This is a genomic window from Pallidibacillus thermolactis (assembly GCF_025660415.1).
Classification (GTDB): domain Bacteria; phylum Bacillota; class Bacilli; order Bacillales; family Caldibacillaceae; genus Pallidibacillus; species Pallidibacillus thermolactis.
Genome location: NZ_JAOUSE010000046.1, coordinates 1 through 24,135, shown reverse-complemented (window position 1 = coordinate 24,135; position 24,135 = coordinate 1). Strand labels below are relative to the sequence as shown.

Genomic DNA, 24,135 nt, shown 5'->3' with positions numbered 1-24,135 from the left:
CCAAGTAGATTGTCAAAGGCTCTTTTCACTTTGACAATCTACTTGGGACGTGGAACAATCCATGAATGGTTGTTGTGCAAAAAAACTTAATCTTTTTGTGTCCAAAAACTTGACGTAGATCCACATTACTTAGCGGAATATTAATTGTAATTGCATTTATAAGCAAACTAAGTTTTGGAAATGTAGATGTATTTCACTGGGCTTTGATTTTCGCTTCCGTATTAGGGGTTGCACCTATTGCGATTCAAGCGTATCAAGCTTTAAAAGTAAAAGTTGTTAGTATTGATGTTTTAGTTACTATCGCAGTTACCGGGGCATTTTTAATTAAAAACTTTGAAGAATCAGCTATTGTTACATTATTATTCTTATTTGGAGCTTTCCTTGAACAACGCACATTGAATAAAACACGTTCAGCAATTAAAGAATTAACTGAAATAGCACCACAAAGAGCTTTAAAATTGATGGAAAATGGCAAATTTAAAGAAGTGGAAATAGATGAAGTAGACGTAGGCGATATTTTACTTGTCAAAACTGGGGCCAGGGTACCTGTTGATGGTACAGTTTTAACAGGAGAAGGTTATATTAATGAAGCCAGCATTACCGGAGAATCTGTTCCAGTGAGTAAAAAGAAAGATGCTCAAGTATATGCCGGAACTATTTTAGAAAATGGTACGATTCAAATTGTTGCTGATCGCGTTGGCGAAGATACTACTTTTGGTAAAATTATTGAGTTGGTTGAAGAAGCACAAGATTCAAAATCAGAAACTGAACGTTTCATTGATAGATTCTCAAAGTATTATACTCCGGCCGTTTTAGTTTTTGGGATTATTGTATGGCTTGTTACCCGAGACATTGAACTGGCAATTACAATATTAGTTCTAGGGTGCCCAGGGGCTTTGGTTATCGGTGTACCAGTATCTAACGTTGCAGGAATTGGGAATGGAGCACGAAATGGTGTCCTTTTAAAAGCTAGCGAAGTCATCAACGATTTTAGTAAAGTTGATGCAGTAGTATTTGACAAAACAGGCACCTTAACAATAGGAAACCCTAAAGTAGTAGATATAGAATTCTATGGTAACGACATTGACGAAGTATTATCTTACCTTGCAAGTGTTGAAAGGGAATCAGACCATCCGTTAGCTAAAGCAGTTGTAGAATATATTGGAAGTACTAAGCTCCATACTGTTAAAAATACAGAAGTTGTCAAAGGTGGCGGAATCATCGCACAAGTAGACGGCCATAGAGTCGTAGTTGGTAATGTCGCCCTGATGGAACAAGAAAAAGTTCCTTTAAATGAAAAAGTTCGTGAAGATATTGCTCAATTTGAACAAAAAGGCAACTCACTTGTCCTAACATCAGTTGATGGTGAATTAAAAGTATTAATGGGAATTCGTGATCAAATTCGTCCAGGTGTAAAAGAGGATCTTCAAAAGCTAAAAAGTTTAGGTGTTAAAAGTCTAGTAGTTCTTTCAGGAGATAACCAAGGAACAGTTGATTTAGTAGCACGCGAGCTAGGATTGACAGAAGCACATGGACACATGTTGCCAGAAGATAAATCAGCTTATATTGCAAAGTTGCAAGCTGAAGGTCAGATTGTTGCATTTGTCGGAGATGGAGTAAATGATAGTCCATCACTTGCTATTGCGAATATCGGCATTGCTATGGGAAGTGGTACAGACGTAGCTATTGAAACTTCAGATGTGGTTTTAATGAATTCAGACTTCAGCCGCTTGCCCCATGCATTAGGTCTAACTAAAGCAATGGCCAATAACATGCGTCAAAATATTGTTATCGCAGTCGGAGTTGTATTAGTACTACTTGCCAGCGTATTTTTCAGCGAATGGATGAACATGTCGATTGGTATGTTGGTACACGAAGCTAGTATCTTAGTTGTAATATTAAATGGTATGAGACTCCTTCGGTACAAATTAAGTGATTGATTAAGCTCAGCCAAATAAAAATGGCTCTTACGCATATTTGGTGAAATAGCGATTTTTTAAGTAAAGTTTTTGAAAAATTGTTCGTCTTCTGCTATTGATATGAGACTAAATTGTCGGTGAATGTCACTCGTTCTTTTCTCTATTACGAACATATTTTCAGTGAACATCCCAAAAACGTAAAAACTTAAAAAAATGGGTTAAAAGGAGAGATAAACAATGCAAAAAGCAATTATTCAATTAGAAACATTAACTTGTCCATCATGCATACAAAAAATTGAGAACGCAGTAAAATCTTTGGAGGGTGTAGATAAGGAAAGTGTTAATGTTTTATTTAACTCAAGCAAAGTAAAATTAAACTTTGACGAAGAAAAACTTTCTATAGAAACGGTCGAAAGCGCCATCACTGCACTGGGATATGAAGTTAAAAAATCTCAAGTGAGGCTCAAATAAGAATTAAGGCACCCTACGTGAAATATCGTAGAGTGCCTTCTCCTTGGATGGTATAATAAATAACCCTAGTTGATGTCGAAAATCAAAGAGATCTAGATAATGGAGGGATATTCAATGGACTGCCACTACCATTCAAAGGATCATTCAAATTGCATAGAGCTAGTTCCGATCTTCAGTAGTTTAACCAAAGAAGAAATGATAGAAGTTGCCGCCATTACAAGGAGTAAAACTTTTCAGAAGAATGAAAGGATTTACAGTGCCGGCAATAAAGGGGGCAAGCTTTATGTTATCCGTTCAGGGAGAGTTAGGATCTCCAGACTTAACGCCAATGGTAAAGAGCAGGTCATTCGAGTGATTGGCCCCGGTGAATTTATGGGGGAGCTTTCCCTTTTTAGCCCTTTGTCTTTGACAGAGAATGCAGTGGCTTTGGAACCTACAACGATGTGCATAATTGAAGGGGAAAAGCTAAAAAAGCTTATGAAGAAGTACACATCCATTGCCTTTAAAGTATTGGAAGAGTTGAGCCAACGGTTGGAAAGAGCAGAAAGTCTTATTGAAACAATAAACCTTAATACAGTAGAACAAAGATTGGCCCGTGTACTATTAGATATGTCCACAGGTAATAAAGTGGTACACCTGAATATGACCAAAGGGGATTTTGCTTCTCTATTGGGTATGAGCCAAGAAACTTTAAGCAGAAAGCTGACGGCATTTCAAGAGGAAGGACTTATTGAGGTTAAAGGTCATCGGAAAATCATTGTTTTAGATAGAGATGGATTAGAACGAATTATCTTAAACTGACCGATATCCATTGTTCTATCATGGTATCATTTGAGCAATATTTTTCCGCGACGCCAAAATTAGAATAAATGTTTATCATGTTTCCGGGAACGGAATATTTATCCTATCCACTTCATCCATGTGTAATTAGTAAACAAAAATAGCACTGGAAATAAAAATATCAGTGCTATCTTTTGCATCTTAAATCACTAAGGTGAACCACATACTATACACCGAAGAAAAATCTGCACAAAACTTGCACAAAATCTGCACAAGAGGCACTTTAACAAAATTAATTTATTTAATTTTTATTAATTCTCTTAAACAGAAAAACTTTGAAATATCGCGTATTTTCAAGACGCATTTTAATTCGATTTAACTCATTTTACGTATTTAACTCACTTGTTTTTCCCCTTTCTATTTTGATTAGGTGGAGGTCTTTTTTTTGAATAATTTTTTTTCATCATCCATTTAGCACAGGTTTATTTCCTTTCTAATTTGCCGATAATGGTAGGTTGAAAGGTTGTGTCAACGTGATATTGTTCAAAATTATTGCCTGGATTTTAATTGTTCTATTCCTGTTCATTTTCATCAGCCTTTTTACGAAATTAACCATTGATTTAACTTATAAATTTGACCCAAATGATCAAAGATTGGTGATCTTAATTAAAGCACTATTTGGGCTCATTCGCATTCGCATGGATATACCAGAACTGAACGATACAAATACTGAAAAACAGAAAAGTGAAAAGCCCGATCCATCGTTAGACAAAAACTTTACAGATATCGATTCCATTGATGAAGATGAAGCGTTAAAAGCGTATCGGCCAATTAAATATTGGATGAAAAATATAAACGAACTATATAAAGTTGTGAAGAAAAGTTTAAAAAAGGTACGAATTACGCAGTTAGTATGGAAATCGGCCATTGGTACAGGTGATGCCGCAACTACTGGTATTATAAGTGGCGTAGGATGGGGCTTTAAAGGAACCGTCATTGGAATGCTCAGTTATTACTTTTCATTAAAAGTTCAGCCACAACTGGAAATCAGACCGATATTTAATCGGAAAATTTCAAATACATATGTTAAATGTATTTTTCAAGTTCGAGCAGGGCAAGCTATTCTAGCAGGCTTAAAAATATTCAAACTCTGGAAGAAAATGAAATCTCTGAGGCAATTAACAGAAAACAGGAAAGTACATGAGCAAGCAGGAGATCAATTAGTATAACGAGGAGTGATTTGACATGTCTGAGCATCCAATTCACGGTTTAATGACAACTGCAATGGAAAATTTAAAAGAAATGATTGATGTAAATACAATTATTGGTGATCCAGTAGAAACACCAGATGGTAGTGTCGTATTAACCGTATCCAAAGTTGGATTTGGTTTTGCTGCTGGAGGATCAGAGTTTTCCATAGACAATGCAGAACAAGATTTACCATTTGGTGGCGGTAGTGGAGGCGGTGTCTCAATTACACCGATTGCTTTTTTAATTGTTAATGATAAAGGAGTAAAATTACACCATATTGATCAAGGTACACATTTAGTTGAAAAATTAATGGATACTGCACCAGATACGCTAGAAAAAGTAAAGCAAATGCTTAATAAACGTAACCATGAGAAAGGAAAAGATCATCATCATTCAGAAACAAGGGATAGACCAGAATATAATATATAACGAATATATCCGGTGCTTGTTGCATCGGTCTTTTTTTAATTATAATTTACCATATTTTAGAAATATGAGTGCCTAGCATGATTTTTAATAAATTTTAGTTCAATTCTTTGCATTTCTATATTTAATTTCGGTATTATGAACAATATATGGATTAAAATTATAGGAGGAGTTTCCATGACTCAAGTTACCTTTGGTGGAAAACCAGTTACATTAGTTGAGAACGAAGTAAATGTTGGCGATCAAGCCCCAGCTTTTACTGTAGTGGATCAAAATTTAAATGATGTTACCTTTGATGATTTTACAGGACAAGTGACGTTAATCAGTGTGATTCCGTCCGTTGATACCGGGGTTTGTGATGCTCAAACTCGTCGTTTCAATGAAGAAGCGGCAAAACTAGACGGGGTTCGGGTAATCACGATTAGTGCGGATTTACCGTTTGCCCAAAGCCGTTGGTGTGCGGCAGCAGGAATTGAGCATTTACAAGTTGTTTCCGACCATCGTGATCTATCCTTTGGCAATACATATGGGGTACATATGAAAGAATTGCGTTTACTTGCACGTTCCATTTTTGTTATTGATCGTTCTGGAAAAGTGACATATAAAGAAATTGTTCCTGAAGTATCTTCACATCCGAATTATGAAAAAGCGATTGAAGCGGCAAAATCTGCAAAATAAATTTTACGACTACAATCAATTGATTTAATAAGAATGGGGCTTTCCAACTTTACAAATCCATGGAATTGGATTGAAAAAGTATATGGAAAACGGCCCCATTATTTTATTTGTTATTTCTTTATAAAACAGTTAAAATAGGTAAGCAATGTATATATTCGAGTTTTAAAGGAAAGTTAGGAGGTTCCACAATTGAAGCAAACCCCTGTGGAAGAGTTATTTCATGTATTTGATGAAACGGCAAATTTGTTAGTTAATGAGTTAAATTGTACATATTTAGAGGCGTTAGCGGAAACCGGTGAAAATATTTTTCATAATCAAGTTTTGCAAGATGAAGTAAGTGAAATGACGAAAAAGCGTCTCGACAAATATTATTTTGAATTAAGTAAGGAATCCCATGCAAAAGAGGACGTTCGAAGAGCTTTTCAGTTGGCGATTTTAAAAGGTATGCGTCAAAATGTACAACCCAATCATCAAATGACGCCAGATTCTATCGGCATGCTTGTTAGTTACATTTTAAGTAAATTTATGGCTGATAAAAAAGCTTTTACGTTACTTGATCCAGCAATTGGAACAGCTAATCTTGTAACAACGATCATGAATTACATGTTTGACCACAAGATCCATGCCTATGGCGTAGAAATTGATGATCTGTTAATTCAACTTGCTTATGTAAGTGCAAATCTACAAGAACATACCATTGAATTACATAATCAAGATAGTTTTGAGGAGTTGTTCATTGATCCAGTAGATGTGGTTGTCAGTGATCTACCAGTCGGATATTATCCAAACGATGAACGTGCCCGTAACTTTAAATTGATGGCAGATCAAGGCCATTCATATGCCCACCATTTATTTATAGAGCAAAGTACCCGCTATACAAAAGAGGGCGGATTTTTATTTTTCATTGTTCCAAATAATCTTTTTGAAACCCCCGAAGCTCCAAAACTGCAAAATTATATTAAAGAACATTTACATATGCAGGCTTTATTACGTTTACCAGAGTCAATGTTTAAAAACAAAAATGCAGCGAAAAGTATTTTAGTTTTACAAAAACAAAAAGAAGGGTTAAAACCGCCAAAAGAAGTATTGTTAGCTGATCTTCCATCCTTAGCGAATAAAGAACAAATGAAACAGATCTTGGCAAAAATGGAATTATGGTTTAAAGAAAATAAATCAAATCATTAATCAAATTTTTATAAATGAAGTAGAGGAATCGGTAAAAAGGTTCCTCTATTTTAATTTTACAATTATTTGAATTTAATTATTTTGAGGAAATGAAGAGAAAATGTACAAATTGAGCTTGATAATTTGTAATATCAGTGGTTAAATGAAGGATGGTGGACATTGCTTAAAACTTCACATAATATTCTTTTTTTGGTTTTTGAACATACTAAGAGAAAATATGAATGTAAGGAGCGAAACTGATGACAAACATTTTAGCGATAAATGCTGGTAGTTCATCATTAAAATTCCAACTAATCGAAATGCCTCAAGAAACCGTTGTTACAAAAGGACTTGTAGAACGGATTGGTTTAAATGACGGAATTTTTTCCATTTCTGTTAATGGGGAAAAAGTTACTTTAACTCAAGATATTCCTGACCATGGTGTAGCAGTTCAATTATTATTAGATCAATTGATTAATCAAGGAATTATTAAGTCCTTCGATGAAATTGATGGGGTTGGTCACCGTGTTGTTCATGGTGGAGAATCCTTTAGTGACTCTGTTTTAATTACACCAGAAGTATTAAAAGAAATTGAAAATGTTTCTGAATTAGCACCACTACATAATCCTGCAAACGTAACAGGAATTAAAGCATTCCAAGAAATTTTACCAAATGTACCACATGTAGCTGTGTTTGATACTGCATTCCATCAAACAATGCCTGAAAGTTCTTATCTATACAGCTTGCCATATGAATACTATGAAAAATATGGTATCCGTAAATACGGTTTCCATGGTACAAGCCATAAATATGTAACTCAAAAAGCAGCAGAAATGCTGGGAAAACCTCTTGAGGAATTACGTTTAATTTCATGTCACTTAGGTAACGGAGCAAGTATCGCAGCGGTTCAAGGCGGTAAATCGATTGATACATCAATGGGATTCACACCATTAGCAGGTTTAACAATGGGAACTCGTTCTGGTGACGTTGATCCGGCTTTAATCCCTTATATTATGGAGAAAACTGGACAATCTGCAGAGGAAGTCATTAACGTCTTTAATAAGAAGAGCGGTATGTTAGGTATAACTGGATTCTCTAGTGACCTGCGTGATATTGAAGAAGCAGCTAAAGAAGGAAATGATCGTGCAGAACTTGCATTACAAGTATTTGCAAACCATATCCATAAATATATCGGTTCCTATGCAGCTCGTATGAACGGTGTTGACGCAATTATCTTTACTGCTGGTATCGGTGAAAATAGTTCAACAATCCGTGAACGTGTATTAACTGGATTAGAGTTCATGGGTGTATATTGGGATAAAGACTTAAACGAACAACGTGGTGAAGAACGTTTCCTAAGTTACCCATTCTCCCCGGTTAAAGTAATGGTAATTCCAACAAATGAAGAAGTCATGATTGCACGGGATACCATTCGTCTTGGAAATATGTAAGCTATAGTGTATTAATGTGTAATCATTAAATAATCTTATACTTTGGTATCTAACTATAAGACCTTTTTTCTATGTGTTTGATTACATGGAAATAAGGTCTTTTTTGTTTAGGGCAGATAAAATGGACTCATCAAGTGAATGAAGGGAGAAAATGGTGAGGCATTGTGAAAAAAGTGTGTTCATGGGGTGGATGAAGGGAGAAAATGGTGAGGCATTGTGAAAAAAGTGTGTTCATAAGGTGAATGAACGCAGAAAATGGTGGAACATTGTAAAAAAAGTGTGTTCATAAGGTGAATGAACGCAGAAAATGGTGGAACGTTGTAAAAAAAGTGTGTTCATAGGTTGAATGAAAGCAGAAAATGGTGGAACATCGTAAAAAAAGTGTGTTCATAGGTTGAATGAAAGCAGAAAATGGTGGAACGTTGTAAAAAAAGTGTGTTCATAGGTTGAATGAAAGCAAAAAATGCTGGTTCATTGTAAAAAAGTGTGTTCATAAGGTAAATGAAAGCAGAAAATGGTGAGGCATTGTAAAAAAAGTGTGTTCATGAGGTGGATGAAAGCAGAAATTGGTGGGGTATTGTAAAAAAAGTGTGTTCATGGGGTGGATGAAAGCAGAAATTGGTGGGGTATTGTAAAAAAAGTGTGTTCATAGGTTGAATGAACGCAGAAAATGGTGAGGCATTGTGAAAAAAGTGTGTTCATGGGGTGGATGAACGCAGAAATTGGTGGGGTATTGTAAAAAAAGTGTGTTCATGGGGTGGATGAAAGCAGAAATTGGTGGGGTATTGTAAAAAAAGTGTGTTCATGGGGTGGATGAAAGCAGAAAATGGTGAGGCATTGTGAAAAAAGTGTGTTCATAGGTTGAATGAAAGCAGAAAATGGTGAGGCATTGTAAAAAAAGTGTGTTCATAAGGTGGATGAAAGCAGAAAATGTTGGGGTATTGTAAAAAAGTGTGTTCATAACGTAAATGAAAGCAGAAAATGGTGAGGCATTGTGAAAAAAGTGTGTTCATGAGGAGAATAAACGCAAAAATTTCAAAAAAATGCTTTCATCAAGGTGATGAAAGCAGAACAATTGGAGAATCATTAAAAAAGTTAATTCATTAGAGCTATGGAAATCATAGATCGGTGTGCTATGAACAAAATGCCGAACAAGAAAAGTTTTTCATTGTTCTACTTTTTCTACATAATGTGCCCATTGGTGCACTCCAACAAGCTGATAATACTTATCTAATATGCGCTTTATGGCTCTTTTTGAAGGGACGACTTTACACCAATCATGAACTAAATTTGTATTCATTTTTTTATTAGGAAAAAGGGTACGAAGTTCTTGAACAGATCGGTATACTGTATCATCAACTTTTTCTATAATACCGCAATACTGACAAGTACAATAGGATCTTTTGACTATTTGTATTGTTAAAGAATGACAATGTTTACAAATGATGCCCTTTTTTAATTTTTCGTAAGCGTATTTAGGAAGATGAGTAAATGAGGAATCTTGAATATGTAGCGACTTTAATAGGTTTGCTAATTCAAAATGCTTTTTGGTCATTCTTGACGGAATTTCATTTAAACTTCGTACATACCGTTTGAATTGTGTCGGATAGATAAATGGTTTATGAATTGGAGCTTGATACAGTGTGAATTCCGGATTCACAAAAACGACATATCCTTCTATTGGTAAATTGAAACCATGGCTATTTAACAGTTGTTGCAAAAGTGATGATGTTCTTCCAAGTTGGTTAATGGGATTTAAAATTTGAACTCGTTGTTCTTTTGTATATAATTTATCTGACTCGTAGTAATAGTCACCTTCAAAGTTTTTGACTTCAAAAAATAATAGTTTATTTTGGAAAATAAAAAATGCGTCAACTTGAAATGTAATGTTTTTATGTTGAAGCAATAAATCATTTAAAACGAAACAATGATTTTGCAACTCCTCTCTTATGATCGCATCAAATAATTTTTCCCCTTCCACTCCTTTTTCAAGATTGGAATAGTATTGTTTGTTTTCAGTAGAAAGCGACATTCGAGCATGAAGTGATCTGAAGATCGTTAATTCTTTAGGTTCCATTCGTTCTTTGAAAAACATAATTCCCTCCTTGATAGATTTAACTAAAAATATGAATACCATAATCATACTCGCTTGCCAAACTGCGAAAATTCCATTTTGCATGCTTAAAATTTTATTTTTTCTATAGAAAAAAATGAAATTTCCACTCTATTTTCATTAAAAAATTCGATTATGTTATAATTTTTATAATAAAATGAGTGCCAGGAGGAGCAAAATATATGGGATTAACGGACCGTGAAAAGGAACTATTAGTTGAGATTCAGTTGTGGCAAGATCATCAATTTCTTGAATTCACGAATGATTTTGTCAATACGTTTGATCGTTGGCTTGACGATACATTTCTTCGCTTACCTGAAGATTTCCGCCATAAATTCTTTAAACAACTAGATCAATGGTTATTTACCATCCAGGCGGTCATACAACAATCTGAAAACCAAACAGAAAAAATGAAAAAATTACTTACTGAGGCAAGTATTGAAAATCAGCACATACATACCATCACCGATTTGAAACAATTACCGATCGAACAACTCAATTACTTTGCCAATCGGGAAAAATCGAACCATCAATTAATTTCGTTATTACAAGGAGGCGTTTCCGGATCTGGGAGTTCTCTTCTATTAGGAATGGATATTCCGCTTATGATTACCGTTAACCTTCGGGCCATCCAAAATATTGCCTGTTCTTACGGTTATGATGTAAGAAATCCTTTTGAGATGATGATTGCACTTAAACTCTTCCATGCTGCTACTTTACCAAGAAGATTTCAAAAGCATGCCTGGGATGAACTTATGGCTGAAGTGAAGGATAAACACGACCCTTATTTTTATGAAGGGGATGAGAAAATTACAGCTGAAAAATGGATGCTCCAATTGTTAACACAAATCCTGAAAGCATGGGCTATTTTACTATTTCGAAAAAAGAAAAAAGAAGGGGTTTCATTTATCAGTTTAGCAATAGGAGCTGGCCTCAATTATCAAATGACAAAGAAAGTTACAGAATTTGCTCAACGTTTTTATCAGAATCGTCTTTTATTAGAAAAAAGTCAATCTAAATAAAAGACTATCCAGCTGAATGATTCATCACATCGTGCTGGATAGTCTACATTTTATAACATGTATATTTTAAATATTAAGAGGCATGATAACAGTATATATCTTTTCAAAATTACCATCTATTCATCTTTAGGTGTACGGACAACAAGTACATCACACTTTGCATAGCGAACAATATGTTCTGAAACACTACCTATTAAGAAACGTTCAACAGCATTTAATCCAGTAGCACCACAAACAATTAGATCAGCATTATATTTTTGAGCTACATCTTTCGAAATTTTTCCTTTCGGTGAACCATATTCTATGATCATTTGTACATCTTTCACACCAGCATTTAGGGCATCCGTTTTATATCTTTGAAGCATTTCTTCTGCATAATGATCAGCTTTTTTAACAATAGCTTGATCATAAGCATTGATAGTCGAGAAAGTACGTAAATCAATAATATGGGTTAAAAATAACGTACCCTCATTTCGTTTTGCAATATTAATTGCTTCTTTTAGGGCGTATTCAGCTTCTTTTGATCCATCTACTGCAACAATAATATTTTTATATGTTGCCATGTTAACCTCCCCCTTTACTTACATTATATAAGAAAAACAACAAGAAAACGTTTGCAGATTTAACAATTGTTTGAATTTAATGATGTCATCTTTTTAATGTGAATATTTAATCAAAATTGACTAAAATCAGAAAACTAAGTAATGTTAAGCTGAATAAAGAAAATAGGGGTGTCTAGGTAATGAAGATTGGAATTCCTAAAGAAATCAAAAATAATGAAAATCGTGTTGCCGTTAGTCCAGCAAGTGTCATGACGTTTGTAGAAAATAACATAGAGGTATGTATTGAAACAGGTGCAGGATTAGGTTCAGGATTTACTGATGAAGAGTTTGAAAAAGCCGGTGCAACCATAGTCGGTTCAGCAGAAGAAGCATGGGCAGCAGATATGGTCATGAAAGTAAAGGAGCCACTTCCAGAAGAATTTAAATACTTACGTGAAGGATTAGTTTTATTTACATATTTACATTTGGCAAATGATTTCGATTTAACCGATGCCCTTGTCAAACAAAAAGTTGTATCGATTGCATATGAAACGGTTCAACTTCCGAATGGAGCATTGCCTTTATTAACACCGATGAGTGAAGTGGCTGGCCGGATGGCCGTACAGGTTGGGGCCCAATTTTTAGAAAAAATTCATGGAGGAAAAGGAATTTTACTTTCTGGGGTACCTGGCGTACAACGAGCAAATGTAACGATCATTGGAGGAGGAGTGGCTGGAACAAACGCGGCTAAAGTTGCCATTGGTTTAGGAGCGAATGTAACTGTATTAGATATTAATCCTGAACGCCTTCGTCAGTTGGATGATTTGTTTCAAAATGAGATTAGTACATTAATGTCGAATCCGTACAACATTTATGACTCTGTAAAGAAATCGGATTTAGTTATCAGTTCCGTCTTAATTCCAGGAGCAAAAGCACCTGTACTGGTACCGGAAGAGGTTGTAAAGGAAATGTCTCCAGGTTCCGTAATTGTGGATATTGCGATTGATCAAGGGGGGAACTTTGAAACATCAGATCGGGTTACGACTCATGATAATCCAACATATGTAAAGCACGGGGTGATCCATTATACTGTTGCTAATATTCCAGGAGCTGTACCAAGAACTTCAACTTTCGCCTTAACAAATGTAACAACGCCATATGCATTGCAAATTGCGAAAAAAGGGTATCAAAAGGCATGTTTAGAAAATGAAGCTATCTTAAAAGGATTAAACACACTAGATGGACATGTGACCTATCGTGCCGTGGCCAATGCCTTTAATATGGAATATACAAACCCATTAGATCTGCTAAAAAAATAGATCATATTTGCTTTTCATATGAGCAGCCGGAGGTAGTTAAAGGGGGATTTCAATGGAAAAAAAGAAAATTGCTGTTATTCCTGGAGATGGGATTGGCAAAGAAGTGGTACCTGCTGCTTTAAAAGTTTTAGAAGTAGTGAGTCAATTAAACGAGGATTTACAATTCGATTTTACAGAGTTTCCTTGGGGATCGGAATTTTACTTAAAAACCGGTGAAATGATGCCAAAAGATGGTTTAGAAACGCTACGCGATTTTGATGCTGTATTTTTAGGAGCGGTTGGCGACCCGGAACGTGTTCCTGATCATATTTCATTATGGGGATTACTAATCCAGATTCGCCGAGGATTTCAGCAAACGATAAATTTACGACCAGCCCGTTACTTTCAAGGATTAGATTCTCCTTTAAAAAATCCGAATGGGTTTGATATTGTAGTTGTTCGAGAAAATAGTGAAGGTGAATACAGTGATTCAGGTGGAAGGATTCATCATGGTGAAGATGAAATTGTCATTCAAAACGCGATTTTTACGAGAAAACGGACAGAAAGTGTCATGAGATATGCTTTCCAACTTGCAGAAAAGCGCAGAAAGTCGGTCACAAGTGCAACGAAATCAAATGGGCTCGTGCATTCCATGCCTTTTTGGGATGAAGTATTTGCTGAAGTTTCCGAGGACTTCACACATATCAATACGAAAAAAATTCATATAGATGCTTTGGCAGCGATGTTTGTGACGAATCCTGAATCCTTCGATGTTGTAGTTGCAAGCAATTTATTTGGTGATATTTTAACTGATATCGGCGGGGCGATCATGGGCAGTATTGGAATGGCTCCTTCAGCCAATATTAACGTAACAGGTGAATATCCATCAATGTTTGAACCTGTTCATGGATCAGCCCCGGATATTGCAGGAAAAAATAGAGCAAATCCTATTGGACAAATTTGGACGGCGAAAATGATGCTCGATCATTTTGGAAAACAAGCGTTAGGTGAAGAAGTGTTACAGGCAATTGAAAACGTAACGAAGCAAGGATGCAAAACACCTGACATTGGGGGAAGTTGTTCAACAACAGAAGTAACGGATGAAATTTGCCGAAACTTGCAAAACTTAATATAAATTTAGAAAAATTCCTCATAAAATGTTTATTTTTAAACCATTATGAGGAATTTTTCTTTTTAAGGAGAATCACCCAAATTATGCATATATCTATTATTATTTCATATTTATTTTAATAGATTAAAATGTTTTATAGCCATTTATTTAAGTTATGAAAGACTTTCTGTTCGATTTAGTAAAAAAATCCTAGATCTTTGCATAAGCATGATCTCCTGATAAGGAGATAAAAAATCTAATGTTGGAGGTTAAAAGGATGAATAAACCTAAGTTGTATGTCCTTGATACGGGAACCATGAAAATGGACAAAAATTATATGGTTGCCATGCATAATCCAGCAAGTATTGATAATCCAAACCCACCAGCAGAATTTATTGAATTTCCTGTATATGCTGTACTTATTGATCATCCAGATGGAAAGATATTGTTTGATACTGGTTGTAATCCGGAAGGGATGGGAAAGGAAGGCAGGTGGCCAGAAGGGGTGCAAAAATTATTCCCAGCCTTTCAAGACGAGTCTTGTTATTTAATTAATCGATTAGAACAATTAAAAGTTCGTCCAGAGGATATTAAGTACGTGGTTGCATCCCACCTTCATTTAGACCATGCTGGTTGTTTAGAGTTATTTACAAATGCGACGATTATCGTCCATGATCATGAACTGACTAATGTAATGAAAACTTATGCAATGACAAAAGACATGGGGGCATACATTTGGGCTGATGTCGATGCTTGGATAAAGAATGATTTAAGATGGAAAACGATAGCTCCGGATGAAGATGAAATTGAATTAGTTTCGGGAATTAAGATTCTAAATTTCGGACCAGGTCATGCATATGGTTTACTTGGATTACATGTAGATTTACCAGGTACAGGTGGCATCATTTTAGCTTCAGATGCTATTTATTCAGCAGAAAACTATGGACCTCCTGTTAAACTTCCAGGAATCATCTATGATTCTCTCGGGTATACTCGAACGGTTGAAAAAATAAGAAATTACGCCAAACGTACAAATTCCGATGTTTGGTTCGGTCACGACTCTGAACAATTTAAGAAACTGATGAAATCAACAGAGGGCTATTATGAATAAAACGTATTCTAGTAAAAGAGCCTCAGTAAAAAGTGTTTACTGGGGCTATTATTTAAGTCGTATAAATAATCTATTTAACTTTCATTATTGATTAAAAGGAGTGGGAGAATTGAAAGTAAGGTCAGCCGTATTAAGAGAAATGGGATTGCCAAAGCCCTATAAAGATAGTAGGCCGATTACAATTGAAACATTGGAACTAGATCCGCCTCAAACGGGGGAAGTTTTAGTAGAAGTTAAGGCGGCTAGTCTATGTCATTCGGACTTATCTGTCATCGACGGCTCTAGACCAAGACCATTACCGATGGCATTGGGGCATGAAGCATCGGGCGTAGTCAAGGAAGTGGGGGCAGGGGTTACCGATTTACAACCTGGAGATCATGTTGTATTCGTCTTTGTTCCAAGTTGTGGTGAATGTATACCTTGTAAGGAAGGTCGTCCGGCCCTTTGTGAAAAAGGTGCCGTGTCCAACACGAACGGAACACTTTTAGGTGGTGGTATTCGTCTTCATAAAGATGATGAAACTATTTTACATCATTTGGGTGTGTCAGCTTTTTCTGATCACGCCGTAGTTTCTCGAAAATCTGTCGTAAAAGTAGATAAGAACATTCCCTTTGAACAAATAGCGTTATTCGGATGTGCGGTTATTACTGGAGTGGGAGCAGTTGTAAATACAGCTAATATTAAGTTTGGAAGTACCGTTGCAATTATCGGGTTAGGTGGCATAGGATTAAGTGCACTATTAGGTGCTATAGCTAGTGGAGCTAGTCGTATTATTGCTGTTGATATTAATGAAACGAAATTAGAAAAAGCTCGAGAACTTGGCGCAACAGATGTTTTTGATTCAAAAGATCCGAAAGTTGTAGAACTGATTAAAGAAGCAACAGGCGGCGGAGTGGATTATGCCTTTGAAACGGCTGGAGTTGTCAAAGCGATGGAAGTCGCCTATGCGGTTACAAAACGTGGTGGTACAACTGTTACAACAGGGTTACCTCATCCAGATCATCATTTCTCATTTCCGCAAGTAACTTTAACGGCGGAAGAAAAAACGTTGAAAGGTTCATATGTCGGAAGTTGTGTACCGAATAGAGATATTCCACGGTTTATCGAATTATTTCGTCAGCAGCGTTTACCTGTTGATAAATTAGTAGCAAAGTTTATCCGTTTAGATGAAATCAATGAAGGCTTCGATCTATTAGCGAAAGGGGAATATTCAAGAATTATCATTAATGAATTTTAACGAAGATGAAAACGCTCGAGTGTAAAGCGTTTCCACTGTTATGAAAAAGAAAGGTTCGTTTATTTGTGACTGATGAAATAAAAACTGTCACATGAAATGGTTTGTTTTTAAGAAGGGCAATCCTTTGATTCCTTTCATAGATTGCCCTCGTATATTCTTTTATGAAATCACTTGTAATTCTTTCGGATACTTCGTTAACACTTCCGCACCATCTTTTGTGATGACGATATCATCTTCAATTCGCACACCCACTTTTTCTGGAATATAAATCCCTGGTTCGATTGTATAAACCATTCCGGGTTGCAGTTTCAGCTCGTTTGTTTCAGTGATAGAAGGATATTCATGAACACTAATACCAAGGCCATGTCCTAAGCGGTGGGTAAAATATTCGCCGTAACCGGCATTACTAATCATCTTTCGCGCCGTTTGGTCGAGTTCCGCACATGTAATCCCTGGTCTAGAGGCTTCAACAGCTGCAAGTTGTGCTTGCAAAACGGTATCATAAACTTTACGATTTTCTTCACTTACATCCCCAAAGGCAACGGTACGGGTAATATCAGAACAATATCCCTCGTAAACAATCCCTAAATCAAAAAGGACAAAATCGCCTTTTTTCACTGTTGCCATCCCTGGTACACCATGAGGTGAAGCAGCTTTTGCACCTGCAAGAACAGTCGTTTCAAAGGACATTTTTTGAACGCCTTTTTTCTTCATTTCATATTCAATCGCTGCTACAATTTCTAATTCACTAATCCCTTCTTTTATAGCATTTACACCTACTTCAATGGCATAGTCTGCTAATTCACATGCTTTACGAAGTTTTTCAATTTCTACTTGATCTTTAATTGTCCGAAGTTGATTAAGTTTTTCTTCAGCTGATATAAATTGTGAATTCGGATAAGCTTTTTGTAAAATTTCATATCGTTCCATGTTCATATGTGTTTTTTCGACAGCAACCCGATTTACTTGACTTACCCGTTTATCAATTTCTGCTGTTACTTTATCCCACGCGTTTTCGGTATCTTTATAACCAATGATTGTTTGGTCAAATCCAGCAGCCCTTGCTGTTTCTACTTCCATTTGTGGACAAACTAGAAACGGAGCCTCATTTTGAAATAGCACAATGGCTAATACACGTTCATGAGGATCACTGAAGAAATTGCTATAATAAAACACATTTTCGGATGAAGTAAGGATCGCTACATCAATTTTTTCCTCAACTAACCAATTTTGAAATGCTTCTAATCGTTTTTTCATAAAAAATCACCTCGCAAAAAGCGTAGCATTTTGTGACAAAAAAGTAAATATTTGTAAGGAGGAGCAGGAAATGGTACAAATAATATTGAAGTAACAAAATAAAAAATGAAAGGGGAATTTCTATAAATGAAGATTACATACCACGGTCATTCCATTGTTAAAATTGAAACAAATGGGAAAACAATTTTGATTGATCCATTTATTACGGGAAATCCTTTAACGGATCTATCTGTGGAAACAGAAAGTCCAGATTACATATTGCTCACTCATGGACATAACGACCATGTCGGAGATACAGTCGAACTTGCGAAAAAGAAAGATGCGTTAGTTGTTGCCATGGTTGAATTAGCCGATTATTTGAGTTGGCAAGGTGTTAAAACTCATGGGATGAATATAGGTGGCTCTTTCGAATTTCCTTTTGGAAAAGTGAAGTTTACTCAAGCATTCCATAGTACAGGCTTAGTAACAGGTGAACAAAATATTATATATTTAGGAATGCCGGCTGGTCTGCTGTTAGAAATTGAAGGAAAAACAATTTACCATGCAGGGGACACGGCTTTATTTTCAGATATGAAATTATTAGGAGAAAGACATTCCATTGATATTGCTTTTCTCCCAATCGGTGATAACTTTACAATGGGGCCAGAGGATGCAGCCTATGCAGCCAAGTTATTAAATGCGAAAACAGTTGTGCCAATTCATTACAATACATTTCCGGTCATAAAACAAGATCCACATAAATTCGTTACATTACTTGAACAAGGAAATGGAAAAGTATTAGAAGTGGGCGAAGCAATCGAATTATAATAGTGACAATGACCTTTGTAGATGTTTCTGTTTTACAAAGGTCTTTTTTTTGTTGAAAACTTAATAAATAAATAATTCTACAATAAATACGGAAAGACAAGCGAATAAGGAAACTTGAAATAAGTTACCACCAAAGAAGGAAAGTAATATAGCTACGATAAAGCCGATTAAAGCTGACCAAGGAGTTCCCGTAGCCTCTAAAATGGCAGGGAAAACCATGACGGCCAATGTAACGTATGGAACGTAATATAAAAAGGATTTTATAAATGGGTTTGTAATTTTTTTCCGTATGAATGTTAGAGGCAAAACACGGATGAAATAGGTTACACAAGCCATGACAAATACATATAAATAAAGATTATTCATTGGTATCCTCCTTTACCGGAAAGAATAAAGCAGCAAGTCCAGAGATAAGCACGGTAAGGATAATGATTTTGAGACCGGATGATGTCGTAGATAGTACCGGAAGCATATCAAAGATGAAACTAGCCAGCATCGAAATCATAATGACTGACATCAGAATTTTATTTCTCTTTGCAGGAGGTATAATGATGGAAATTAACATCGCATATAAGGCGAGGCTAAGCGCACGAATGACCTGGTCTGGTAAGATGTTTCCAGATATTGTGCCAAGGAACGTACCGAACACCCAAGATGAAATGGTGATTGTCATAAGCCCATATGTATAAAACGGATTTAGTTTCCCCTTTCGTGCTAAAGAAACGGCAAACACTTCATCGGAAATCCCAAATCCCATTATAATCCGTTGCCAGAAAGGGGTTTTAGGATCAATTTTTTGTGAAAGAGCAGCTGACATAAGAAAATATCTAGCATTGATAATGAATTGGGTTAAAGCTACTTCAAATAACGTTGCTGTTGAAACGATTAATGTAACGCCTGCAAATTGTCCTGCTGAGGTAAAGTTTGTAGCGGAAATAACACTGGATTGGAACACTGAAAGTCCTGCTTGGAAAGCGGCTATTCCAAAGGTGAAAGCAACAGCGATATAACCTAGTGCCAGTGGTATTCCATCTTTTACTCCTTCAAACCATTCCATTCGATTTGATTTTACTTTAAGATTTCTTTCCAGGAACTTTGCTTCCATATAGATCCCCCCATCCCTTTTCTTTATAGTGCAAAAATTTTATCACGAAAAATAATATAAGTGAAATTAATATATGTTATGTTTATATTAGAAAATCTAATTGAAAGAAGTGTGATCGATGAATCGATTTGAAGTGTTTATGAAAGTCATTGAAAAAGAAAGCTTCACTGAAGCAGCAGAAGATTTAGGGTATACCCAGTCAGCCGTAAGTCAAATGGTGAAAGCTTTAGAGAAGGAGCTGTCGACGACTTTAATCACAAGGTCAAGAAAAGGGATTCAACTAACAGCCGATGGAAGAGAATATCTTCCGTATATAAACAATATTCGTAATGCCTACTGGGAGCTTTTGGAAAAGAATAAAGAAATGCAAGGACTTGAAAGTGGACTTATTCGAATTGGAACCATTTCTAGTGTTTCAGCGAGTTGGCTTCCAAAATTGATGAAAGATTTTAAGGAGATTTATCCTTCTGTGCAATTTCAATTACAACAGGGAGGGGAATATTCTGAAATTGTACAGTATGTAAAGGAGGGAAGTGTTGATTTTGGGTTTATTAACCCAGATGCAACAACAGAACTCGAAAAAATCTCTTTAACAGAGGACGAAATGTTAGCAGTTTTACCTCCAAATCATCCGCTAGCAAAAAACGAGAAAGTTACATTAACTCAATTAGCTACAGAACCATATATTTTATTAGAGGAAGGACATTTAAATGAACCGTTAGAAATTTTTAAACAACATCACTTACAACCGAATATTCAATTTCGTGTTCATGATGATTACACCATTATGGCGATGGTGGAAAATGGGCTCGGAATTTCCATTTTATCTCAGTTAATTATGGATCGGGTGAACTATCGGTTAGTGAAGAAAACGATAACCCCACCGATTAAACGAACGATTGGGATCACATATAAAAATAAAAAACTCCTACCGATCGCCAGTCGCTATTTTATCAATTTTTTAATTGAACGATTTCAACGGTAAGGATGTTATGAGTTTGTATAATGTCCTTTCCCTATGTCTAGTAGATTAGACAAATGCTTGGAAGAGTCTTCTAGTCATTTTGACCGGTTTGTTTATATGAATGATGAATAATGAAAGTTTCTGTAATAATGAAATACTATTTTTCGTCGGACAAACATATAGTAATAGAAATGAAGAGGTGGAGGGAGAAACAATGCGAAATCGCTGTATATTATGCTTATTCATTTGCGGAGCATTATTATATTATGCGTTACCACAGTTAACTTTACACGGAAATAGTTTAGCTACTTACTTTTCCTGGTCTTGGCTTATCTTCCTTTTTATGGCAGTTGCCGGAAACTTAGCAGCAGTGCTTTATACACCTGTAACAAAACAGCATAGACAGAAAGAACAGGTACAGATTAGAAAAAAATTACGTTCATATGATTAAAAGTTTGTGTATAAATCCGCTCAATATCGTGAATTCATCTGGTTATTTTTAAAAATTATATGATATCGTTTAAAACATTTCCAAAAAACTGTTATAATTCAGTTAGAAAACATGAACTATTAACTGAAGGTGGATGTGTGTTGATTACAAAACATGAACAAATAATCAAATATATTGAAGAATTGCCAGTTGGACATAAAATATCTGTACGGCAAATTGCGAAAGATTTAAATGTAAGTGAAGGTACCGCCTATCGTGCGATTAAGGAAGCAGAAAATAAAGGATTTGTAAACACAATTGAGCGGGTTGGTACTATTCGGATTGAACAAAAGAAAAAGGAAAACATTGAGAAGTTAACGTATGCGGAGATCGTCAATATTGTAGATGGTCAAGTATTGGGTGGAAGAAACGGGCTTCATAAAACGTTAAATAAATTTGTCATTGGCGCGATGGAAGTTGAAGCAATGATGCGTTATACGGATGCGGGAAACCTTTTGATCGTTGGTAACCGTACGAATGCCCAAACGCAAGCCCTTCAAAGAGGCGCTGCTGTTCTGATTACCGGGGGTTTTGATACGGAAGAATCGGTAAAGAGACTTGCTGATGAACTGGCACTTCCGATTATTTCTACGAGCTATGATACATTTACCGTTGCAACGATTATTAATCGGGCCATTTTTGACCAATTAATTAAAAAAGAAATTTTACTTGTTGAAGATATCGTAAGACCCCTTAAGAATACGTACTATCTAACGACAAAAGATACGGTGGAAAAATGGTTCATTTTAAATGAACAATCAAAACACACCCGTTTTCCAGTTATTGATCGTAATCAAAAGGTGGAAGGAATCGTCACTTCAAAAGATGTGATTCATCAAGCTCGAAATAAACCGATTGAAAAAGTCATGACGAAAAACCCAATTACTATTACACCGAAAGCGAGTGTAGCTACCGCATCCCATATTATGATTTGGGAAGGGATTGAGCTTCTCCCTGTCGTGGATGACTATGATCGACTAATCGGAATTATTAGTCGTCAGGATGTTTTAAAATCACTTCAAGTCCATCAGCGCCAACCTCATGTTGGAGAAACGATTGACAATATTGTTGCCAATCATATTAGCTTGAAAGAAGAAACTGAAGAAGAACATGTTTATCAATTTGAAATTACTCCACAGATGACAAATTACTATGGAACGATTTCACACGGGGTATTTACAACCGCTATTATTGACGCGGCGAATCGTAAATTTCGCTCCATTAAAAAAGGGGAACTCGTTGTCGAAAACATGAATATTTACTTCTTAAAACCCGTTCAAATCGAGCACACCATTGAGATTCACCCAAAAATACTTGACATCGGTCGTAAAATCGGCAAAGTAGATGTCGAAGTATTTAGTAATGGAATAATGGTTGGGAAAGCGTTGCTCACCTTCCAATTTATTGATCGGTAACTTATAATTGTTCCCGTTCTTTTAATACATGCGGTAAGTAAAATCGATAAGCTTTAACCCCTGTATAAATACTTAGCCCGCCAATAATGATAAAAATAATACCAATTGTAATGGTTAATGGAGTTTGAGAAATAAACATTCGATTAAGACCAAAAAAGGAGACAAATAAACCTAGGGCTATCGATGATTTAGCAGATAGCCATTTTTTTTCAGCAACACTTTTGGATTGAAAATATTTAATTTTAAAATATACATAAGTTACTAGTGAAAATATAATAATGACTAAGAATACTGGCAACTTTCATCACTCCATCATATATTTGTTTTATATTTTACCGATATATTTAGAAAAATTCTACTATAAAGATTATTGTAACAGTGCAGTTTAAATGAACATAAAGGAGAATCGGTTATGAAACAAGCGATTTTACAAAAGATTAAAGAATATGAAACCATTATTATTCATCGTCACATTCGTCCAGATCCAGATGCCTATGGGTCGCAAGGCGGACTTGCCGAAATCATTAAAACAAGTTTTCCTGAAAAGAACGTGTATGCCGTTGGTGATGATGAGGTTACATTACGGTATTTAAATCAAATGGATGAAATTGAAGATGATACTTATAAAAACGCGCTTGTGATTGTATGTGATACAGCAAACCAAGAACGAATTAGTGATGGACGATACAACAAAGGTGATTGCTTAATTAAAATTGATCATCATCCAAACGAGGATCCATATGGTGATATTGTTTGGGTGGATACAACAGCAAGTTCCACAAGTGAATTAATTTACGAGTTTTATTTATTTGGCAAAGATTGCGGGCTTCAATTATCAACGGAAGGTGCTAGATTACTTTTTGCGGGCATTGTCGGAGATACAGGGCGATTTTTATATCCAAGTGCTACAGAGAAAACCTTTACGTACGCCAGTGAACTAATTAAATACCCGTTTTCCCGAACAGCATTATTTAGTCAAATGTACGAAACGCCCCTTAATTTAGCAAAGTTTCAAGGATACTTATTGTATAATCTTTCCATGGAAAGTGAAGGGGTAGCCAAGGTTGTGGTCACAAAGGAACACCTTGAAAAATTCAATTTAAAACCACAAGAAGCCTCTCAGCTTGTCAGTATATTAGGGAATATTGCTGGAATTAAAGCTTGGGCCTTCTTTGTCGAAGAGGAAAAAGATCGAATCCGTGTCCGATTGCGTTCCAATGGTCCTGTTATTAATGAAGTTGCCAAAAAATATAATGGTGGCGGCCATCCACTTGCATCTGGAGCGACCATTAACTCCTGGGATGAAGTGGATGCAGTGATGAACGATTTGCAAAAAGTTTATGAAGAGTACATGAAAAATAAAAATTGAAAACGAAAAACAATTGGCATTATTTGCCAATTGTTTCAGACTGTCGACAAACCCCAACTCAAATGCTTCATTTGAGTTGGGATTTGTCTTTTTTTGCTCATCATTTTCTAAGATTCTTATCTTATTTAGGCTGGACATGGTCTTTTCCATGTCC

General features: G+C 35.8%; 24 protein-coding genes. 18 read left to right on the top strand and 6 right to left on the bottom strand.

The annotated features are described in order from the left end of the window. Window positions 1-203: 203 nt before the first annotated feature. From OEV82_RS12675 to OEV82_RS12640, 8 genes are all read left to right on the top strand, one after another. The gene (locus OEV82_RS12675; protein WP_407672774.1) at window positions 204-1,940 is read left to right on the top strand and encodes a heavy metal translocating P-type ATPase; all 1,737 of its coding nucleotides are present in this window, start codon (window positions 204-206) and stop codon (window positions 1,938-1,940) included. Between the two features lie 216 nt (window positions 1,941-2,156). After that, window positions 2,157-2,390, top strand: coding sequence for a heavy-metal-associated domain-containing protein (locus tag OEV82_RS12670; protein ID WP_263062101.1), 234 nt, complete (start codon window positions 2,157-2,159; stop codon window positions 2,388-2,390). A gap of 114 nt (window positions 2,391-2,504) precedes the next feature. After that, on the top strand, window positions 2,505-3,191 hold the full coding sequence (locus OEV82_RS12665; protein ID WP_263062100.1) for a Crp/Fnr family transcriptional regulator: 687 nt from the start codon (window positions 2,505-2,507) through the stop codon (window positions 3,189-3,191). A gap of 512 nt (window positions 3,192-3,703) precedes the next feature. Beyond that, complete coding sequence (locus tag OEV82_RS12660; protein ID WP_263062099.1) at window positions 3,704-4,399, top strand: DUF2953 domain-containing protein; 696 nt, start codon at window positions 3,704-3,706, stop codon at window positions 4,397-4,399. A 16-nt stretch (window positions 4,400-4,415) separates the two neighbouring features. Beyond that, window positions 4,416-4,850 (top strand): GerW family sporulation protein, encoded by a 435-nt coding sequence (gene ytfJ, locus OEV82_RS12655; protein ID WP_263062098.1) that lies wholly within the window; start codon window positions 4,416-4,418, stop codon window positions 4,848-4,850. Window positions 4,851-5,024: 174 nt separating this feature from the next. Further along, complete coding sequence (tpx, locus tag OEV82_RS12650; RefSeq protein WP_263062097.1) at window positions 5,025-5,525, top strand: thiol peroxidase; 501 nt, start codon at window positions 5,025-5,027, stop codon at window positions 5,523-5,525. 189 nt (window positions 5,526-5,714) lie between these two features. Beyond that, entirely contained in the window at window positions 5,715-6,710 is a 996-nt protein-coding gene (locus OEV82_RS12645; protein WP_263062096.1) for a class I SAM-dependent methyltransferase, read from the top strand. A gap of 239 nt (window positions 6,711-6,949) precedes the next feature. After that, window positions 6,950-8,140 (top strand): acetate kinase, encoded by a 1,191-nt coding sequence (locus OEV82_RS12640; RefSeq protein WP_173662637.1) that lies wholly within the window; start codon window positions 6,950-6,952, stop codon window positions 8,138-8,140. 1,165 nt (window positions 8,141-9,305) lie between these two features. Here OEV82_RS12640 and OEV82_RS12635 read toward each other — a convergent pair. Further along, window positions 9,306-10,235 (bottom strand): nuclease-related domain-containing protein, encoded by a 930-nt coding sequence (locus tag OEV82_RS12635; protein ID WP_263062095.1) that lies wholly within the window; start codon window positions 10,233-10,235, stop codon window positions 9,306-9,308. A 200-nt stretch (window positions 10,236-10,435) separates the two neighbouring features. Here OEV82_RS12635 and OEV82_RS12630 point away from each other — a divergent pair, with 200 nt between their 5' ends. Then, the gene (locus OEV82_RS12630) at window positions 10,436-11,275 is read left to right on the top strand and encodes an EcsC family protein (protein WP_173662161.1); all 840 of its coding nucleotides are present in this window, start codon (window positions 10,436-10,438) and stop codon (window positions 11,273-11,275) included. 116 nt (window positions 11,276-11,391) lie between these two features. Here OEV82_RS12630 and OEV82_RS12625 read toward each other — a convergent pair whose 3' ends face one another. Next, complete coding sequence (locus OEV82_RS12625; protein ID WP_173662163.1) at window positions 11,392-11,838, bottom strand: universal stress protein; 447 nt, start codon at window positions 11,836-11,838, stop codon at window positions 11,392-11,394. A 179-nt stretch (window positions 11,839-12,017) separates the two neighbouring features. Between OEV82_RS12625 and ald the strand changes: the two genes are divergently transcribed. From ald to OEV82_RS12605, 4 genes are all read left to right on the top strand, one after another. After that, window positions 12,018-13,136, top strand: a complete 1,119-nt coding sequence (ald, locus tag OEV82_RS12620) for an alanine dehydrogenase (RefSeq protein ID WP_173662165.1) — start codon at window positions 12,018-12,020, stop codon at window positions 13,134-13,136. A 52-nt stretch (window positions 13,137-13,188) separates the two neighbouring features. Continuing rightward, window positions 13,189-14,250, top strand: coding sequence for a tartrate dehydrogenase (locus OEV82_RS12615; RefSeq protein ID WP_173662167.1), 1,062 nt, complete (start codon window positions 13,189-13,191; stop codon window positions 14,248-14,250). A 253-nt stretch (window positions 14,251-14,503) separates the two neighbouring features. After that, window positions 14,504-15,337, top strand: a complete 834-nt coding sequence (gene ahlS / locus OEV82_RS12610; protein ID WP_173662169.1) for an AhlS family quorum-quenching N-acyl homoserine lactonase — start codon at window positions 14,504-14,506, stop codon at window positions 15,335-15,337. Between the two features lie 109 nt (window positions 15,338-15,446). Continuing rightward, on the top strand, window positions 15,447-16,574 hold the full coding sequence (locus OEV82_RS12605) for a zinc-dependent alcohol dehydrogenase family protein (protein WP_263062094.1): 1,128 nt from the start codon (window positions 15,447-15,449) through the stop codon (window positions 16,572-16,574). Window positions 16,575-16,733: 159 nt separating this feature from the next. On the opposite strand, the gene OEV82_RS12600 is transcribed toward OEV82_RS12605, so the two are convergent. Further along, a complete protein-coding gene (locus tag OEV82_RS12600; protein ID WP_173660559.1) occupies window positions 16,734-17,831 on the bottom strand; it encodes a M24 family metallopeptidase in 1,098 nt (365 codons plus the stop codon). A 126-nt stretch (window positions 17,832-17,957) separates the two neighbouring features. Between OEV82_RS12600 and OEV82_RS12595 the strand changes: the two genes are divergently transcribed. Beyond that, complete coding sequence (locus OEV82_RS12595; RefSeq protein ID WP_263062093.1) at window positions 17,958-18,638, top strand: metal-dependent hydrolase; 681 nt, start codon at window positions 17,958-17,960, stop codon at window positions 18,636-18,638. 60 nt (window positions 18,639-18,698) lie between these two features. Here the strand turns inward: OEV82_RS12595 and OEV82_RS12590 are convergent, their stop codons facing one another. After that, window positions 18,699-19,004 carry an AzlD domain-containing protein gene (locus OEV82_RS12590; RefSeq protein ID WP_263062092.1) on the bottom strand — a complete coding sequence of 102 codons (306 nt, stop codon included), beginning with the start codon at window positions 19,002-19,004 and terminating at the stop codon, window positions 18,699-18,701. Continuing rightward, a complete protein-coding gene (locus tag OEV82_RS12585; protein ID WP_263062091.1) occupies window positions 18,997-19,743 on the bottom strand; it encodes an AzlC family ABC transporter permease in 747 nt (248 codons plus the stop codon). Before OEV82_RS12585 ends, OEV82_RS12590 begins: the two co-directional genes overlap by 8 nt. A 118-nt stretch (window positions 19,744-19,861) precedes the next feature. Between OEV82_RS12585 and OEV82_RS12580 the strand changes: the two genes are divergently transcribed. The 3 genes from OEV82_RS12580 to OEV82_RS12570 all read left to right on the top strand — a co-directional run bounded on the left by OEV82_RS12580 (window position 19,862) and on the right by OEV82_RS12570 (window position 22,612). Then, the gene (locus OEV82_RS12580; protein WP_263062090.1) at window positions 19,862-20,728 is read left to right on the top strand and encodes a LysR family transcriptional regulator; all 867 of its coding nucleotides are present in this window, start codon (window positions 19,862-19,864) and stop codon (window positions 20,726-20,728) included. Window positions 20,729-20,921: 193 nt separating this feature from the next. Next, window positions 20,922-21,158 carry a hypothetical protein gene (locus OEV82_RS12575; RefSeq protein WP_173662008.1) on the top strand — a complete coding sequence of 79 codons (237 nt, stop codon included), beginning with the start codon at window positions 20,922-20,924 and terminating at the stop codon, window positions 21,156-21,158. Between the two features lie 140 nt (window positions 21,159-21,298). Beyond that, window positions 21,299-22,612, top strand: a complete 1,314-nt coding sequence (locus OEV82_RS12570; RefSeq protein ID WP_263062089.1) for a DRTGG domain-containing protein — start codon at window positions 21,299-21,301, stop codon at window positions 22,610-22,612. 1 nt (window position 22,613) lies between these two features. Here the strand turns inward: OEV82_RS12570 and OEV82_RS12565 are convergent, their stop codons facing one another. After that, window positions 22,614-22,910, bottom strand: coding sequence for a YtpI family protein (locus tag OEV82_RS12565; RefSeq protein ID WP_173662017.1), 297 nt, complete (start codon window positions 22,908-22,910; stop codon window positions 22,614-22,616). Between the two features lie 114 nt (window positions 22,911-23,024). Here OEV82_RS12565 and OEV82_RS12560 point away from each other — a divergent pair, with 114 nt between their 5' ends. After that, a complete protein-coding gene (locus OEV82_RS12560; protein ID WP_173662019.1) occupies window positions 23,025-23,981 on the top strand; it encodes a DHH family phosphoesterase in 957 nt (318 codons plus the stop codon). The last annotated feature ends 154 nt before the right edge of the window (window positions 23,982-24,135 follow it).